The organism is Serratia sp. HRI (genome assembly GCF_010119335.3).
GTDB classification, from domain to species: Bacteria; Pseudomonadota; Gammaproteobacteria; order Enterobacterales; family Enterobacteriaceae; genus Serratia; species Serratia nevei.
This window is the reverse complement of the sequence record NZ_CP083690.1, coordinates 1,420,978-1,436,338: the sequence shown is the minus strand read 5'-3', so window position 1 is coordinate 1,436,338 and position 15,361 is coordinate 1,420,978. Positions and strand designations below refer to the sequence as shown.

At 63.5% G+C, this 15,361-nt stretch carries 14 protein-coding genes and 1 pseudogene; 6 read left to right on the top strand and 9 right to left on the bottom strand.

Annotated features, from left to right (window positions below; translation table 11 throughout):
• Window positions 1–25: 25 nt before the first annotated feature.
• The 6 genes and pseudogenes from GF111_RS07040 (at window position 26) to GF111_RS07015 (ending at window position 5,504) form a co-directional block, all read left to right on the top strand.
• Window positions 26–871 (top strand): replication initiator protein A, encoded by an 846-nt coding sequence (locus GF111_RS07040; RefSeq protein ID WP_022652188.1) that lies wholly within the window; start codon window positions 26–28, stop codon window positions 869–871.
• Window positions 872–1,112: 241 nt separating this feature from the next.
• Window positions 1,113–1,610 (top strand): annotated as a pseudogene (gene parA / locus GF111_RS07035) (ParA family partition ATPase); the annotation flags it as partial.
• A 40-nt stretch (window positions 1,611–1,650) separates the two neighbouring features.
• Window positions 1,651–1,914 (top strand): hypothetical protein, encoded by a 264-nt coding sequence (locus GF111_RS07030; protein WP_000147048.1) that lies wholly within the window; start codon window positions 1,651–1,653, stop codon window positions 1,912–1,914.
• Complete coding sequence (locus GF111_RS07025) at window positions 1,911–2,468, top strand: DUF2840 domain-containing protein (RefSeq protein ID WP_023093372.1); 558 nt, start codon at window positions 1,911–1,913, stop codon at window positions 2,466–2,468. The genes GF111_RS07030 and GF111_RS07025 overlap by 4 nt, the downstream gene beginning before the upstream one ends.
• Entirely contained in the window at window positions 2,465–3,052 is a 588-nt protein-coding gene (locus GF111_RS07020) for a S26 family signal peptidase (protein ID WP_003092304.1), read from the top strand. Before GF111_RS07025 ends, GF111_RS07020 begins: the two co-directional genes overlap by 4 nt.
• A gap of 448 nt (window positions 3,053–3,500) precedes the next feature.
• On the top strand, window positions 3,501–5,504 hold the full coding sequence (locus tag GF111_RS07015) for a relaxase/mobilization nuclease and DUF3363 domain-containing protein (RefSeq protein ID WP_000132148.1): 2,004 nt from the start codon (window positions 3,501–3,503) through the stop codon (window positions 5,502–5,504).
• Window positions 5,505–5,570: 66 nt separating this feature from the next.
• Here the strand turns inward: GF111_RS07015 and GF111_RS07010 are convergent, their stop codons facing one another.
• The 9 genes from GF111_RS07010 to GF111_RS06970 form a co-directional block, all read right to left on the bottom strand.
• Window positions 5,571–6,170 (bottom strand): ABC-type transport auxiliary lipoprotein family protein, encoded by a 600-nt coding sequence (locus GF111_RS07010; RefSeq protein WP_003124411.1) that lies wholly within the window; start codon window positions 6,168–6,170, stop codon window positions 5,571–5,573.
• A 92-nt stretch (window positions 6,171–6,262) separates the two neighbouring features.
• The gene (locus GF111_RS07005; RefSeq protein ID WP_000433686.1) at window positions 6,263–7,192 is read right to left on the bottom strand and encodes an MlaD family protein; all 930 of its coding nucleotides are present in this window, start codon (window positions 7,190–7,192) and stop codon (window positions 6,263–6,265) included.
• Between the two features lie 91 nt (window positions 7,193–7,283).
• Entirely contained in the window at window positions 7,284–8,105 is an 822-nt protein-coding gene (locus tag GF111_RS07000; RefSeq protein ID WP_023093371.1) for an ABC transporter ATP-binding protein, read from the bottom strand.
• Window positions 8,102–9,259, bottom strand: coding sequence for an ABC transporter permease (locus GF111_RS06995; RefSeq protein WP_000063629.1), 1,158 nt, complete (start codon window positions 9,257–9,259; stop codon window positions 8,102–8,104). Before GF111_RS06995 ends, GF111_RS07000 begins: the two co-directional genes overlap by 4 nt.
• Window positions 9,256–9,876, bottom strand: coding sequence for a DUF3313 family protein (locus GF111_RS06990; protein WP_000837791.1), 621 nt, complete (start codon window positions 9,874–9,876; stop codon window positions 9,256–9,258). Before GF111_RS06990 ends, GF111_RS06995 begins: the two co-directional genes overlap by 4 nt.
• Before the next feature lie 15 nt (window positions 9,877–9,891).
• Window positions 9,892–10,239, bottom strand: coding sequence for a multidrug efflux SMR transporter (locus GF111_RS06985; protein WP_038421338.1), 348 nt, complete (start codon window positions 10,237–10,239; stop codon window positions 9,892–9,894).
• 80 nt (window positions 10,240–10,319) lie between these two features.
• A complete protein-coding gene (locus tag GF111_RS06980) occupies window positions 10,320–13,424 on the bottom strand; it encodes an efflux RND transporter permease subunit (protein WP_003092293.1) in 3,105 nt (1,034 codons plus the stop codon).
• Between the two features lie 24 nt (window positions 13,425–13,448).
• Window positions 13,449–14,591 (bottom strand): efflux RND transporter periplasmic adaptor subunit, encoded by a 1,143-nt coding sequence (locus GF111_RS06975; RefSeq protein ID WP_223294861.1) that lies wholly within the window; start codon window positions 14,589–14,591, stop codon window positions 13,449–13,451.
• Between the two features lie 20 nt (window positions 14,592–14,611).
• Window positions 14,612–15,253, bottom strand: coding sequence for a TetR/AcrR family transcriptional regulator (locus tag GF111_RS06970; protein WP_162420123.1), 642 nt, complete (start codon window positions 15,251–15,253; stop codon window positions 14,612–14,614).
• Between the last annotated feature and the right edge of the window lie 108 nt (window positions 15,254–15,361).

The following is a 15,361-nucleotide window of genomic DNA, read 5'->3' as shown; positions in this document are numbered from 1 at the left end:
CGTCGGCGCGTGGGTGGCCTTCGCCATGTCCAGCCCGCCAGGGCAAGCCTTGCCGCAGCGCGAACAGCTCGATCTGTTCCGCGCGCTGCCGGGCGACATGGCGCCACGCGATTCCCAGGACTTGATGGCCTTTCCGTTCTTCTCGCTTGCCAAGTCGCGGCGCACGGCGCCGATCGACTTCCGCAGCGGGAACGTCACCATTCGCGTGGAAGGCACGCAGGAGCACGGCATCGCAACGATATGGGATGCCGACGTGCTGATATGGGCCGCCTCGCAGATCGTGGAGGCGCGCGACGCGGGCCTGCGCCCGTCGCGCTGGATACGCGCCACGCCTTACGAGATTTTGCGCTTCATCGGGCGCGGCACGTCCCTCAACGACTACCAGCGCCTGAAGGCCGCCCTCGACCGGCTGCAATCGACCACGGTGGCCACGTCCATCCGCGAAACCACGGGAAGGCGCTTGCATCGCTTCTCGTGGATCAACGAGTGGAAGGAACTCGCCGACGCCAGCGGCACCCCGCTGGGCATCGAGCTGATCTTGCCGGACTGGTTCTATGCCGGCGTGCTCGACGCCGCCCTGGTGCTGACCATCGACCCGGCCTATTTCCGCTTGAAGGGCGGTATCGAACGCTGGCTGTACCGCCTGGTGCGCAAGCATGGCGGGCGGCAGGAGCACGGCTGGCAATTCGACTTCCGACACCTGTACCGCAAATCCGGCAGCGCGGCCCGCTTCTCGGACTTCGCCTACGACGTGCGCGCCCTGGTGGCGCGGCAGTCGTTGCCCGGCTACGTCCTCGGCATCGAGCGGATGCCGGACGACAACACCGAGCTGCTGACCTTCCGGCCCGTGCCGCACGCGGCACGGGGATAACTGCGGGAGAACCTGTGGACGGCCTCGTGCTATCAGGAGTACCGGGTATCGTGCTATCAGGAGTACGACCCTCGTGCTATCAGGAGTACGAAAACGCCGGAAAGCCAACAACGGCGCGGGTTTGCGTTCCCTCTAACTTACCTAACAAGAAATACATAACTTTTAGTAGAAGCGCGCCGTTTCGGTGGACAACCACGAAACGGCACGGCCAGGCCGGCTTTCCAGCTCGGAGGGCCGCGCCATGATCTTCGCGTTTCTCAACCAGAAAGGCGGCGTCGGCAAGACCACGCTCGCCACGCACATCGCCGGCGAACTGGCGATGCGCGGCCTGCATGTCATCCTGCTGGATGCCGACCCGCAGGGGTCATCGCTCGACTGGACGCAGCGGCGTAGCCAGCAGGGCCTGCCCCGTCTGTTCAGCGCCGTGGGCCTTGCCCGCGAAACGCTGCATCAGGAAGCGCCAGAACTCGCCAGGCGGGCCGATCACATCATCATCGACGGCCCGCCGCGCATCGCCGCCCTCGCGCGTTCCGCGCTGCTGGCGGCCGAGCGCGTGCTGATCCCCGTGCAGCCCAGCCCCTACGACGTATGGGCTTCTGCCGAGATGGTCGCACTGATCCGCGAAGCACAGGTGTTCCGGCCAGCGCTGCGCGCGGCCTTCGTCATCAACCGGCGCGTCAGCACCACCATCATCGGCAGGGAGGCACGGCAATCGCTGGCCGAACAGCCGCTGCCCGCGAGATCGCCGCGCTCACCGACGAACTGCTGCGGTGGCCGACATGACTGGGAAGCCACCACCACGCAGCAAGCGCGTCGGCATCGGTGCGCGTCCCCCAGCGAATCCGCACGCCGAAGCGTGGATTCGCCAGGGCGACGCAGATGCCGTGCAGAAAGGCGACCTCTACACCGCTCGACTGACGCTCGACATCACGCCCGCCATGCGGGCGCGCATCAAGGTGTCGGCCTTCACGCGAGGCGTGACCGTAGCCGAACTGCTGCGCGACCTGCTGGAGCGGGAGTTTCCCCCGGAGGGCACGCCGTGAACGCATCCGCTTCGACCGCCCACACCCCCAAAGCAAGTGCGCCCACGGCTGCGCCGCCGCCGGCGCCTTCGACACTCGCCGGCCAGGCCGGCAACGTGCCGCTGACGCGCGTGGCGCTGGCCTACATCGAACCGCGCTTCAAGCTCTACCTGCGCTTCGGCGAACCGGCGCGCACGCTCCAGCTCGACCGCTGGCGGCGCTGCGCCGTGTTCCTGCCGAACGCGGTTCTGTGCCGCATCCGTTGGCAGGCCAACGACTACGGCACGATCCGCTGGCAGCTCATGGTGATGCAGACCGCCACGCCGCTGGACGCCGTGCAGCGCATCCCCGGCGTGCAGCCGGGCGCGCGTCTGCTGCTGCACGCCGAAGGCGATGCCAACGTGCGCGCCGTGCTGGAACGCATCGACGGCATCGAGGCGCTGGGCATCGCAGCCGCAGACACATCGCCCGCGTACTGGCGCACGCTCGCGAACCGGCTCGCAGCGCGCTCGGCGCTACCCACATACACCGCAGAACGGCACGCCGCCTGGCTGGCCGGGAGGGCATTGCCATGACCACGATTTCCACGACCGGCCCCGTGCCGCATCCTCGCTCGCGCCTGCGCGCTCGCCTCGTGCTGGCAGGCTTCGCCACCGTCGGCCTCGCTGCGCTGGCCTGGGCGGCGTTCGTGCAGCCCCTGCCGCGAATGGCCTACAACCCGTCCGACAGCGTGGCGGTCGGTTGGTATCGCATCGAACCGTTCGACCCGCGCACCGCCTCGCGGCCACGTCCGCTGTCCGTGGACAGCATCGTGCTGATGCCGCTGCCCGACAGGGCCGCCATGCTGGCTGCGCAGCGCGGCTACCTGCCGACCCGCGTTCCGCTGCTCAAACGTGTGGGCGCAGTCGCGCCACAACACGTTTGCATCGTCGCCGGCCAGGTTCGCATCGACGGCGTGCCGGTGGCCGCCGCCCTGCCTGCCGACCGGCTGGGCCGGCCGCTGCCATCCTTGCAGCTTTGCCGCCGTCTCCAACCGGGCGAACTGTTCCTGTTGAGCGCGACCAACCCGGCGTCGTTCGACAGCCGCTATTTCGGGCCGGTCAGCGCGTTCGCCGTGATCGGCGTTGCGCATCCGATCTGGCTGGAGACACGTCCATGATGGCCGCCGATTCGCTGCACTTTGCCGCGCCTCTCATCGTGCCATCGGGCATGTCGTTCTACTGTTCGTCGCCGTGTCGTCGCGCGTGCAGTGCGGGTGCATTCGCACCGCACTTCGCGCTGCCTTCGGCGCAGCCGCCCAACGTGCAGGCGTCTTGCCTCGAACGCGCCTGGCCTGCGGCCATTGGCGTGTTCGCCGGCGGGCTGGCTGCTCGTGCAGCAGCGCCGCCGGGCCGCCGATGCCCGGAGCGGGAGCGAGGGGCAAAGGCGGAAGGCAAGACAAAAGGGTTCGGCACTCTGCCGCCCGCAAAGCCAGTCTGCACGTGGGGGTGGCGCGGCACGGCGCGGCTTCGCCGCCGTGCCGCGTGGGGCGCGAGGCACGCGCCGATGCAGGCATGTCCGCGTGCTTCGCACGCTCGGACACGCCGGAGCTTGCAGGGAGCACAGCCATGACCGACCGCGGCGACCATGATTTCTGGGTGCGCCCTGGCGCGCCGAAGAACCGAGGCAAAGGCCAGGGCCAGAGCTTCGTTTCCAAGGTGCTCAAGCAGGCTGGCAAGGCCAGCGGCGGCAAGTCGGCGGTGCGCCGTCCTACCGCTGGCGGGAGCGGCCAGCACGCCGGCCAGCGGCCCGGCTCACGGCTTGGACGCGGCCATACGGCGGCGCGCTTCGCAGGCGCAAAGCTGACCCCTATGTCACGGCGCGTGACCATCAAGACGCTGCTGGTCAACCAGCGCAACGCCAGTCCGCAGTCGCTCGCCAAGCACCTGCGCTACATCGAGCGCGACGGTGCCGGCCGGAACGGCGAGCCGGGCCGTGCCTACGGGCCGCAGACCGACGAAGCCGACCTCGATGCCTTCAAGGAACGCTGCCAGGACGACCGACATCATTTCCGCTTCATCGTCTCACCTGAAGACAGTGCGGAGCTGGACGACCTGCGCACCTACACCCGGCACCTGATGAACCGGATGGAGGCCGACCTGGGGACGCGGCTGGATTGGGTGGCGGTCGATCACTGGAACACCGACAACCCGCACACGCACCTGATCGTGCGCGGACGCGACGATACCGGCAAAGACCTCATCATCGCGGGCGACTACATCGCCCACGGCTTCCGCCATCGCGCCGCCGAGCTGGCGACGGAATGGCTGGGGCCGCGCACCGAACTGGAGATCCAGCAGACCTTGCAGCGCGAGGTGGAGCAAGAGCGGTGGACGAGCCTCGACCGCACGTTGCAGCGCGAGGCCGGCGAGGATGGCCGGGTGCAGATCGAACGCTTCAACGAACCCCGGCTGCAACGCCAGCGCCTGCTGCTGATCGGCCGCCTGCAACACTTGCAGCGCCTGGGCCTGGCCGACGAGGTGCAGCCCGGCACCTGGGCCGTCCATGCGGACGCGGAGAAGACCTTGCGTGCCCTGGGCGAGCGTGGCGACATCATCCGAACGATGCAGCGGGCCATGAGCGGCAAGCCTCGCGAGCTGGCGGTGTTCGAGCCGGGCGACGACGGCCGCACTATCGTCGGTCGCGTGGCTGCTAAGGGTCTGGCCGACGAGCTGCACGACCGCGGCTATCTGGTCATCGACGGGTTGGACGGCAAAGCCCACTACGTCGCGTTGGACGCCCGCGACGAGCTGGCGAACTATCCCATCGGCGCGGTGGTGGAGGTACGCGGTTCCGCCGAGGTGCGGGCGGCCGACAAGAACATCGCCACGCTGGCGAGCAATGGCCTGTACCGCACCGATCACCACCTGGCGATCGAGCAAGGCCGAGCCAAGCCCGGCCGCGACCCGCAAGAGGCTGTGGCGGCCCATATCCGCCGGCTGGAAGCCCTACGGCGGGCCGGCATCGTGGAGCGCGTGGCCGAGGGGTTATGGAAGGTGCCGGACGACTTGGCCGAGCGTGGCCGCCAGTACGACGCGCAGCGGCTGGGCGGCGTGGCGGTCGAACTGAAATCGCATCTGCCGATTGAACGGCAGGCCCGCGTCATCGGCGCGACCTGGCTGGATCAGCAGTTGATCGGCGGCGGCAAGGGACTGGGCGACCTGGGCTTTGGCGGCGATGCTAGGCAAGCCTTGCAGCAGCGCGCCGACTTCCTCGAAGAACAGGGGCTGGCCCAGCGGCGCGGGCAGCGGCTGATTCTCTCCCGGAATCTGCTGGAAACGCTGCGCAATCGGGAGCTGGCGCAGGCCGCCCAGCACATTGCCGCCGATAGCGGATTGGAGCATCGGCACGTCACAGACGGGCAGCGCGTAGCCGGCATCTACCGGCGCTCGGTCATGCTCGCCAGCGGTCGCTATGCGCTGCTCGATGACGGCATGGGATTCAGTCTGGTGCCTTGGCGGCCGATAATCGAGCCACGACTGGGGCAGCAGATCGCCGCGACTGTACGCGGCGGCGGTGTGTCATGGGAGGTTGGACGGCAAAGAGGTCCTGGGATTGGATCGGGGCCGTAGGCTGTCGTACCGAGTTAAGGTGTCGAGCAGCGTTTTGGCCCTAGCTTCTGTGCTCCGTTAAGACGACTAGTCTGTGCTTATCGACGACGCTGTGGGTGCATGGTTGCTTGCCAATTCCGGTGCAACTCGCAAACGCGCTGCCCCGACCTGAACTGCCCATTCAACGATCTGCCCGGCCAATATATCCGTGGCGACACCGAACGCGCTCACCACATCGGCCTCTCGCTTGCTGCCTGTGGCTTGGATTGCTTCGAAGCGTCTACTGGCAATAGCAGTCCGTTTGGCCGGATCGACCAGTTGCACATCGAGCCGAACCGCGGCGATCGCTTCAGTGCCGCGGTATTCGAGCTGGAACGCCCGCAGCGTACTGCGCAACTCCATATCGGCGCTCATTGGGGTGCTATCGGTAATCACGGAAGTCGACCGCCCATCGCGCATGAAGGCTTCGACGATTCGGTCACGCAGCAGCACCGGTGCGGGGTCGGCCCAACGCACTCCTTGCCAAGCCGACAAGCGACCATCGGGCTGCGCAATGAACAGCCGCTCCGAATCCAGGACGCGACTACTCTCAGGGGCGTAGACGCGCAGCGCCCCGGGTCCCGGAACGGCGCGCGGCGTACTCTCCGCCTGGGCGATGTGATAGTCGGGCAATTTGTAGGTGACCATTGGAGCTGCTTTGGGAAGCACACTGCACGCGGACAAGCCGAGTACTAGCGTCATAGTCACGGCAGCGACGGGAATCATCCTGGCGGAAGTGTTCACGGCTTGGTTTCCTCAATGTTCTCTCCACCGAGCAGGTATTGCGCCGGATTGCGATCCAGTCGGCGCAGCACGGTGTTTAGATTGGCCAGCGCCTGCTGGAGTTCGTGCATGGCAGGACCTGTGGCGGCCAAGCCCTGGTTCAGCGATTCCTGATTGTTTTGCAGTAGCGTCTCAACCCTGAAAGCGGCGCGTTCGAGGGATGCCGTTGCATCACGCGTGTTCACCATGATTTGCTTACCATCGTTATTTAGTAGCAGGTTGGCATCGCGAAGAGTGCTATTTGCTTGGCGCACGGCAGCTGTCGATTCTCTGCTTGCTTCGGTCAGATTGCTGATTAACGTCGCGATCTCGGCCCTCTGGTCAGCGACCGCGCCCGTGGTCTGTTCAAGATTCACCAGACTGCGGTGCACAAGAGCCAAATTCTCCTTCGACAGTAACTCCTGCGTGCGCAGCAAGATGCCGTTGAGTGTCGTCATGCTGTTCCCCTCACCGGAGACCAGGGATGCCATCGCCGAACGTGGTGCGAGGATCAACGGTTCCTCGTCCTCTCTCCGATCCAGCAATGGCACGTTTGGCCCACCGTCGCTCAACTCGATCACCGCGTTGCCGGTAATTCCCGTGATGACCAATTCAGCGCGGGTATCCTGCCGGACCGGGATGGTGGCATTGATGCGTACGCGCGCTATCGCCCGCCTTGGGTCTCGCGGTGAAAGAGAAAGTGCAACGACTTCGCCAATCGTGATTCCGCTGTACTGAACCTGGCTGCCGGGCGTAAGCCCGGTCACTGGCTCATCGAACATAATCCGGTAATACTGGTAATCGTGGTCGGAACGTGTGTCGCTGAGCCAAAGCGCGAAGCCAATACCAATCGCACCGAGCAGCACGACGAACAGACCAATGAATACATGATGGGCACGTGGTTCCATGATCAGACCACCTCGTTCTCAGAGTTTAAATATTGCGTGCGCCCAGCCCAATGCGTGCGCGACGGAAGAATGATGCAGATGCGGAGGGGTTTCATGGCTGCGTCTCTTGGCTGGAAGCACCAGTGGCCTGTGCGGCCGCACGGCCACGGGGGCCGTGAAAGTATTCCTGTATCCACGGGTGCTTGAAGCGCTCGACTGCCTCGATGCCGTCGTTGATGAGTACCTTCTGGTTCGCCAGGACCGCGACACGGTCGCATATGGTGTACAGCGTATCGAGGTCGTGGGTTACCAGAAACACCGTGAGGCCCAGTGCATTGCGCAGGGTCAGAATCAATTGGTCGAAAGATGCAGCCCCGATTGGATCCAGTCCTGCGGTGGGTTCGTCAAGAAACAGGATGTTCGCATCAAGCGCCAAGGCTCTCGCCAGTGCTGCTCGTTTCACCATGCCTCCGGACAACGAGGCCGGATACTTGTCTCCCGCTCCGGCAGGCAACCCCACCAAGCCCAGCTTGCTTCTTGCCAAACGCTCGGCAAGAGGCCGCGCCAGACCGACATGCTCGATCAAAGGAAGAGCGACGTTCTCCAAGACGGTCAGCGATGAATACAACGCGCCCTTCTGGAACAGAATGCCGAACCTTCGCTCCATACGCGCGCGCGCAAGCCATTGGGCTCGCAGTAGGTCGCGCCCCCCGATACGGACCACGCCCGAATGCGGCTTCTGCAGCCCGACGACGCTACGCAAGAGCACGGATTTCCCGGTGCCTGACCCTCCCACCACGCCAAGGATTTCCCCGCGCCGCACGTCCAGGTCTAGGTCCTGATGGACCTGCTGGGTTCCAAACCTGTTGTCCAGGCCGCGCACTTCAATAGCGTGTCGCACACCGTTGTCGGTGTCTTGCTTCACCGCGCTCACCAGCCCATCTCCATGAAGAACAGTGCAGCGATGGCGTCTATCAGGATCACCATGAAGATTGATTGCACGACACTAGACGTCGTGTGGTCGCCTACCGACTCAGCGCTACCGGCGACCTTGAACCCTTCATGGCAGCCGATAGCGGCGATCATCACCGCGAAGAGCGGGGACTTGCTCATTCCGACAAGAAAATGGCGCACCTCGATTTTTTCCTGCACGATGGCAAGGAACTGTGCGGGAGGAATTTCCAAGCTCAGTGCGCATACGGTGGCGCCGCCCGCAATGCCAGCCAAGATGCCTACTAAGGTGAGCAGTGGCAAGGACACAAGAAGCGCCAGCACGCGTGGCAGCACCAGTAACTCGATGGGGTCGAGCGCGTTGGAGCGAAGCGCATCGATCTCTTCATTTGCCTTCATCGAACCGATTTGGGCGGTGTACGCGCTTGCGGTACGGCCTGCAATCAATATGGCCGGGAGCAGCACTCCGAACTCGCGCATGAACGAGAAGGCGACCAGATGCACCGAGAAGATGCTCGCACCGAAGTTGGCCAGCACCGTTGCTCCCAGGAACGCCACCACCATTCCTACCATGAAGCTCAGTAGCGCCACGATGGGAATGGCGTCCACCGCTGATCGCTGGATTTGAGCGATCACCGAGGTCGCGCGCCAGCGACGCGGGTGACGAACGGTACGGCTCCATGTTTCGATGATCTGGCCCACGAACCCGGCCAGACCAAGACACGCACGACAGCCCTGTTCCAAGGTCAGGCCTATGCGTCCCAGACCGCGGAGCAGAGGATTCCCGCTCACCGCTGCTTTCTCCGTCTTCTGCTGATCGGTAGCAGCGGCGGCCAGCGCTCTCATTAGGGCGAGGCGATCCGAGGACAGATTTGGAGCTGCCTCCGGCCGGTCGAGTATCGAGTCTGGCCCGAGAATTTCCACCAGCAGAGCCGCGCCGGCGGTGTCCAGTCTCTGGACTTGCGTCCAGTCGAGTAAGGGAGTGGCGTACCCCTCGGCATGACTGATGCGGGCGGCGGACACGGATTTTGCCAGACTGGCGTAGTGCTCTATCGTCCAGTCGCCACCCGCCAGCCATTTGTGATCACCGCCGACCATGGCATCCTGCCGGAGCCAAGCCTGTGAAGCGTTGCTCATGGCTGCGTGTCCCGCCAAGCGCTGTCGATGCGCTCGATGCAGTTCGTGATCGCCGCTTTGGCATGACCCAGCAATGTGTACGAACCGGCGAACTCTTTAATGACGTTGCCGCGCTCGAAGCAACTGGCGGCAGCAACCCGGCGTCCCGTCCTTAAATCGACTGCTTCGAACTCTAGGCTGGCACCACCCGTCGTCACGGGTCCAACCAGCAGGGTCGTCATTGCATTGACTGCCCGATTCGGTGTCTGCAGTTCGGTGACCGCTACACGCACCCGAACCTGTCCCGCGCCACCTGGGGGGGCGGGACTTTTGCCTTCCTGGCGTTTCAGTTCGCTCGTCACATGGTCTAGCACTTCGCGCTGCTGCGCGTCATCGAGCCCATCGATGCGACCCGAGGCGGTCTTGATCTGCGCTTCTTCCACCACGACAGCGGCATAACGCTTGGGCTCGAATCCCGCTGCGCGGTACATCAGTACGTTCTCGTATCGTGTCGGCGATAACTTCTCGTAGTCGCCGAGAAATCCGGAGCGCGTCATGCTGTTGGTCGCGCATCCAGAGAGCGCGCCTGCTACGCAAAAAAAGATGCCGCCGCGGATCAATGCAGTTTTGCTCTTCATAATGGGTCTCCTTGATCAAACGAAACTAAGACAGGCAATGCCTGCTGCGATGAGGGCGGTGCCAGACCAGCGCGTTACCGATGCGACATCGCCTAGTAGGAGGGCGCCGACGCCCAAGTTTCCAAGTAGCCCGATTCCTGCCCAGGCTGCAGAGGCCGCGCTGATCGGAATCCGCTTGAGCGCGAACCACAAAAGTGCGCCGCTGGCCGCCATGCACGTCACTGCCACACAGAGGCCGACCCAGCGCATCGGACCGCCCGCCGTGATGGCCCGCAGGCCCAGTGGATAGCCCGCTCCTAGAACCCCTGCGGCAATGACAATCGACCAGGATTTCCAGATCAGCGGATGGGTGCTGAATCGCATAAGCCTAGCGAGACATACGCATGAAGCGTGGGTGCATACGAATTCTGAGAATGCGCAGCACGCGGCGGCTCGCAAGAGACTCATGAGCGATCTCCATGCGCGGTGGCGACACTCAGGTTCCACGGCCCAATTCGCTTGATTCCAAACAGGACTTCGTAAAGCAGCGGAATCAAGCCCAACGTCACCAGCGTTCCGAGTGCCAGCCCACCGATCATCGCGATCGCCATCCCTTTCCATAATGGTCCGGAGAAGAGCATGAGTGGCACCAGTCCCGAAATGCAGGTGACCTTGGTCATCACGATTGGACGAAGCCGTTGTATCGCGGCCCCAACCAAGGCTTCATGGCGTGGCAGGCCTTCCGCTAGCCCCTGGTCGATGCGTTCCAGCAAGAGCACGGCGTTGTTGACAATGATCCCGAACAGGGCCAGTACGCCGAAGGTCGCCATGAAGCTGAAAGGTGTGCCGGTCAGCTTCAGAGCCAATACCACGCCGATAAGCGTGAAAGGGATCGTCGCGAGGATCACACCGAGCTTGCGGAAAGAATTGAACTGCCATACGAACAGCATCAGCATCGCCAGAAATGCGAGGGGCATGTAGGTCGACAGCGCGGCGTTCGATTCGGCGGCTTCCTCGATCTCGCCGCCAAGTTCAACCGAGTAGCCCGCGGGCAGGTCCAGGGCAGCGACGCTAGGCGCCAGGCGGTTGATGATCTCCTGGGCGGTGTAAGAGGTGTTCTGTCCTTGCACGGTGATCGTGCGGATGAGATTGCGCCGTTGGATGACCGAGGGCTCGCTCGCGAGCGATACGTCTGCGACCTGAGCCAGCGTCACCGCTGGACCGCCGTTGGTGGGATAGATGAGCGTCGCGCCTACGTCTGCCGTGCTGCGACGCTCGCTTACGATACTGCGCAGGACGATCGGGACGGAGGTGTCACCGTCGCGAATAACCGAGATCGATCTGCCGCTGTAGCGGACATCCAGCCCGCCAGCGATGTCTTCAGTCGTCACGCCCGCCCGACGCGCGCGGTCCTGGTCGACCCGTACGTCGATGCGGCCAACGCGCGTATCCCAATCGTTCTTGACGTTGATGGTGCCGGGCAGCTTGCGCAGCGCTGCTTCGATTTTGGACGCGGCCCCCAACAATACCTCCTCATCCGGACCGCTGACGCGATAAATGGCAGTCCCTGACTCGGTCGCACCGAGCGAGAAACGCTTGGGCTCGGCGCGCACGTCGCCATGTGCTTGCGCAAAGTAGCTGCGGGTGCGGGCGAGGACGGCGTCGATGTCGCTCTTCGGCTTCAATGTGACAACGAAGTACGCGATGTTCGATGCCGGCAGTGGTGGATTCAGGCTAAGGATGAAGCGCGGGCCACCATCGGCGACGTAGCCGATGTGATCGGAGACTTCTGGATTGATGTTCGTGTCGCCCAGCCAACCACTGATCTGCTTCACGCGGGCGAGCGTTTCGCGCGAGTCGGTACCGGGGGCGAGCTGCACCGGAATCTGGAACTGAAGCCGGTCGGACTTGGGCATGAAATCGTACGGCAGGGTGGTGAAGCCATACAGCGCAATGGCAAGCGCCGCGATCATCGACGCTACATAGACCGCCTTATGGTGGAGCACCCACTCCAGTACGCGCCGGTAGCCACGGTAGAAGCGGGTGTCATAGGCGTCGCCCTGCTCCTGCTTGTGATGGGGTTTGGCGAAGTGGTAGCACAATAGGGGCGTGACAGTCAGGCACAGCAGCCACGAAGCGAACAACGTCAGTGCCAGCACGACCACGAGATTGTGCAGATACTCGCTCGTGGCGTTCTGGCCAAAAAAGAACGGCGAGAACACGATCACGATCACGAGCGAGGACGTGAGCAGCGGAATGGCGAGCGTGCGGCCCGCCTCGAGGCAGGCATGCTTACGATCTTCGCCACCGGCCAGGCGGCGTTCGATGTCTTCGGCAATCACAATGCCGTTGTCCACCAACAAGCCGAGCGCAATGATGATGGCGCCCATCGAGACGTTCTGAAGCTCGATGTTCATCGCGCGCATGACGATGAGTGCACTGAGGATCGTCAACGGCACGATCATGCCCACGATGATCCCGGTGCGCCAACCGAGAAATAGCACGACGACACCGAGGACGACGATGATCGTCTCCATCATGACGTGGTTCATTTTGCCCATCTCGTGCTTGACGACATCGGCCTGGAAAGTGACGTATGACAGATCGAAACCCGCCGGCAGCAGCTTCTCCTGGTCTGCAACCCGTGCTTTGAGCGCTTTTCCGAACTGCTCCACGTTCTGACCGGAGGCCATCGAAACCGCCATGACGACAGCGGGCTGGCCTTTGTAGATGGCAGCAGATTCCGGCGGATCGGCTGGCCGCACACTCACCTGCGCCAGTTCACCCAATGCGATCGTCGGCACGGGCGCCGTACTACTTTGCGGTCGTGGCAGCGCGATCGGCATTGCTCGCAGGGAGGGAGCGTCACGCACTTCGCCACTGACCGCCAAGGTTGCATTGATGCCGCCGACAACAATTTGTCCACCCGAAGCGACGACGTTCTGTTTGACGAGTTGGTCGATCACCCCCTGTGGTGTCAGCTCCAATCGCGCGAGCCTAGGCCGATCGAATTCGAGATAGACGCGCTCTTCCTGCAGGCCGTAGAAAGTGATGCGCTCAATACCAGGCACGGTGTACAGGCGGTCGCGCATCTGCTTGAGCGCGACGCGCATCTCGCTCATGGAGTAACCTGGTGCAGTGACCGCAATCGAGGCAACCGCGACGCGGCCGAAGTCTTCGTCGACGAAAGGCCCCATCGTGCTCTGTGGTAAGGCATCCTTCGAATCGGCGACCTTGGCCCGGACGCGCTGCCAGATCGGTGCCAAGTCGGTGTAGCGGTCCCAGATCGTGACCTGGATCATGGCGCTGCCTGCGCGCACGGTGCTCGTCACGCGCTTGACCTCTGCCAGTTCGCGCAAGCGCTCCTCGATCGGCCGGGCAATGAGTTGCTCAACGCGTTCGGCGGGCAGCCCCGGGTTCAACGCCGTGACCATCGCATCGCGGACCGTGACAGTCGGCTCCTCCTGAGAAGGAAAATTCAGGAAGGTCGCGATGCCGGCGACGAAAATGATGAGCGCTACAAAGTAGGTAAGTCGACTGGCGCGCAGCGCCATCTCGGTGATCTTCATGATGAAGTAACCTGGTGGATCGCGTTAGCGCTTGGTCAATTGAGTGGTGGCTTCCAGTGGTGTCACTGGCTGTCCATCGGTGAGCCATCCTCCTCCGGCGGCAACCACCGTCTCGCCGGGCTTGAGTCCAGCGAGGACGCGCGCGCTGTCTCCTTCCTGTACCGGCGTGAAGCGCACCGCGCGACGGTGCACCTTCTTATCTTCAGGGGTGTAGACGAAGACGGAAGCCTCGCCCGGCTTCGTGCCGAGCACCAGCGAGGCATAAGGTATGGATACAGTCTCGGGCCGAGAGGTCTTGGAGGTTGCCGCAGGTGCGTCGAGCACGACCTGTACGGGAATACCTGGCCGAAGTGCGCGCGCTTGCGCGTTATCTTCAGGCACTAGCACCACGGGTAGGAGCGAGCCATTTTCGGCGCGCAGACCGACACGACGTACCACCGCTCGGATTGGTTGTTCGGCTCCGCTCCAGCTCAGTTCTGCGCGTTGGCCGACATCTATGTGAGGTGCCTGTGTAGTAGACGCGTTCGCGATGATCTCAGTGCCACTGCGCACGCCGTCGACCTGAAATACCGGCGCACCAGCAGCAATGTCGGTGAACGCCAAAGCCAGCTTTTCCGCCACGACACCATCGAAAGGAGCGACGATCATCGTGCCACGTTGTGCTCGTTCGGCCAGGCCAAGCGCCGCCTTGGCAGTGCGCGCTTGACCCTCTGCGACCGCTAGCTGCGCCTTCGCGCTCTCGAACGCAGCAGGGGAGATGACTTCGCTTTCGAGCAACCGGCGCTGTTGATCTGTCTGTACACGTCGATCCATCAGGCCGGCTTCGGCGGCCGCCAGGGATGCTTGCGCTTGTGTCACGCGAAGCCGGTCAGGTTGCGCATCAAGTTCTGCCAGGACTTGGCCGCGGGAGAACCGTTCACCCACGTCGACGTTCAACTTGGCGATCCGTCCTCCTGTTTCAAATCCTAGGATGCTGCGCTCGGTTGCTCGCGCCGAGCCAGTCAATTCGATGCGAGAGCTATGCGGGAGATCCGACTGCGCGGCGGCGAGCTTCACTGCGCGCGGAGGCTCGGATACGGTGGATTGCGAGTTTCCGCACCCTGAGAGCAGAGTCGAAATGGATAGTGTGCAAGCAACCGCCAAGGAGCGCGGTGCGCACGCGGTCATGACACCGCTACGGACGCGACTCATGTGCGTCCTTTTGCCGGGACAAGTTCGAGATGGCCCGAGGCGAGATCCTGGAGCGCCCGAAAGAAATGCCGCCGCTCTGCGGGTGCGAGTATTGGCAAACCCAGAAGATCGGCGAACAGGGCGCCATCCAATGCCAGCTTGATGAGTGCCGCGGTCTCGGTGCCACGCGGGGATCGACGCACGCGTTCGTACTGCACGCGGTAACACTCGCGCAGTGGGTCGAGAAGTGTTGGATCTTCCGCAGCTGCCGCGAGCAGCGCTGCGCCCATCTTCTGCATCTCGTCGTCGGGCATCGCTTCCACCTGGCTCGACAGCCAGGGGTCCGGATCTCCGGCAAACCTGCGCTCGTGATTGGCTTGTACCGCGTCGAACGCCCGGATCATCTCGTCGATCAGTGTCACGAACAAATCGCGTTTGGTCTTGAAGTGATAGAGAAACGCCCCTTTGCTCAACCCGGCCCGCACAACGACGGCGTCCAGTGTCAAGCGACTGGCACCTTCCTCCAGCACCAGTTCGCGGGCGGCCTGCAGGATGCGGTCGCGAGTTCGCTGGGCTCCTTGCTGGAGGCCGGGCTGCGCATCGGCGCTGCTATGGGCAGTGGACGGGGGGGGCAACTTTGTTTTCGCGCGGGGCGGCATGGTCGTGCTCCAAAAAAGCTTGAGTCATATACAGTCCAGACGGTACCAGACGGTATAGTAGAAGCCATACAACAGTCCGTCAAGACTTTTTCGGAGCGCAAGGAGCTG

What these genes read in the sequence shown, in the direction of transcription:
- GF111_RS07010 (WP_003124411.1), bottom strand. Translation starts at nt 6,170, where the DNA reads ATGGTCACCTACAAATTGCCCGACTATCACATCGCCCAGGCGGAGAGT.
- GF111_RS07040 (WP_022652188.1), top strand. Translation starts at nt 26, where the DNA reads ATGTCCAGCCCGCCAGGGCAAGCCTTGCCGCAGCGCGAACAGCTCGAT.
- GF111_RS06980 (WP_003092293.1), bottom strand. Translation starts at nt 13,424, where the DNA reads ATGAAGATCACCGAGATGGCGCTGCGCGCCAGTCGACTTACCTACTTT.
- GF111_RS06970 (WP_162420123.1), bottom strand. Translation starts at nt 15,253, where the DNA reads ATGCCGCCCCGCGCGAAAACAAAGTTGCCCCCCCCGTCCACTGCCCAT.
- GF111_RS06985 (WP_038421338.1), bottom strand. Translation starts at nt 10,239, where the DNA reads ATGCGATTCAGCACCCATCCGCTGATCTGGAAATCCTGGTCGATTGTC.
- GF111_RS07030 (WP_000147048.1), top strand. Translation starts at nt 1,651, where the DNA reads ATGACTGGGAAGCCACCACCACGCAGCAAGCGCGTCGGCATCGGTGCG.
- GF111_RS07005 (WP_000433686.1), bottom strand. Translation starts at nt 7,192, where the DNA reads ATGGAACCACGTGCCCATCATGTATTCATTGGTCTGTTCGTCGTGCTG.
- GF111_RS06995 (WP_000063629.1), bottom strand. Translation starts at nt 9,259, where the DNA reads ATGAGCAACGCTTCACAGGCTTGGCTCCGGCAGGATGCCATGGTCGGC.
- GF111_RS07015 (WP_000132148.1), top strand. Translation starts at nt 3,501, where the DNA reads ATGACCGACCGCGGCGACCATGATTTCTGGGTGCGCCCTGGCGCGCCG.
- GF111_RS06975 (WP_223294861.1), bottom strand. Translation starts at nt 14,591, where the DNA reads ATGACCGCGTGCGCACCGCGCTCCTTGGCGGTTGCTTGCACACTATCC.
- GF111_RS07020 (WP_003092304.1), top strand. Translation starts at nt 2,465, where the DNA reads ATGACCACGATTTCCACGACCGGCCCCGTGCCGCATCCTCGCTCGCGC.
- GF111_RS06990 (WP_000837791.1), bottom strand. Translation starts at nt 9,876, where the DNA reads ATGAAGAGCAAAACTGCATTGATCCGCGGCGGCATCTTTTTTTGCGTA.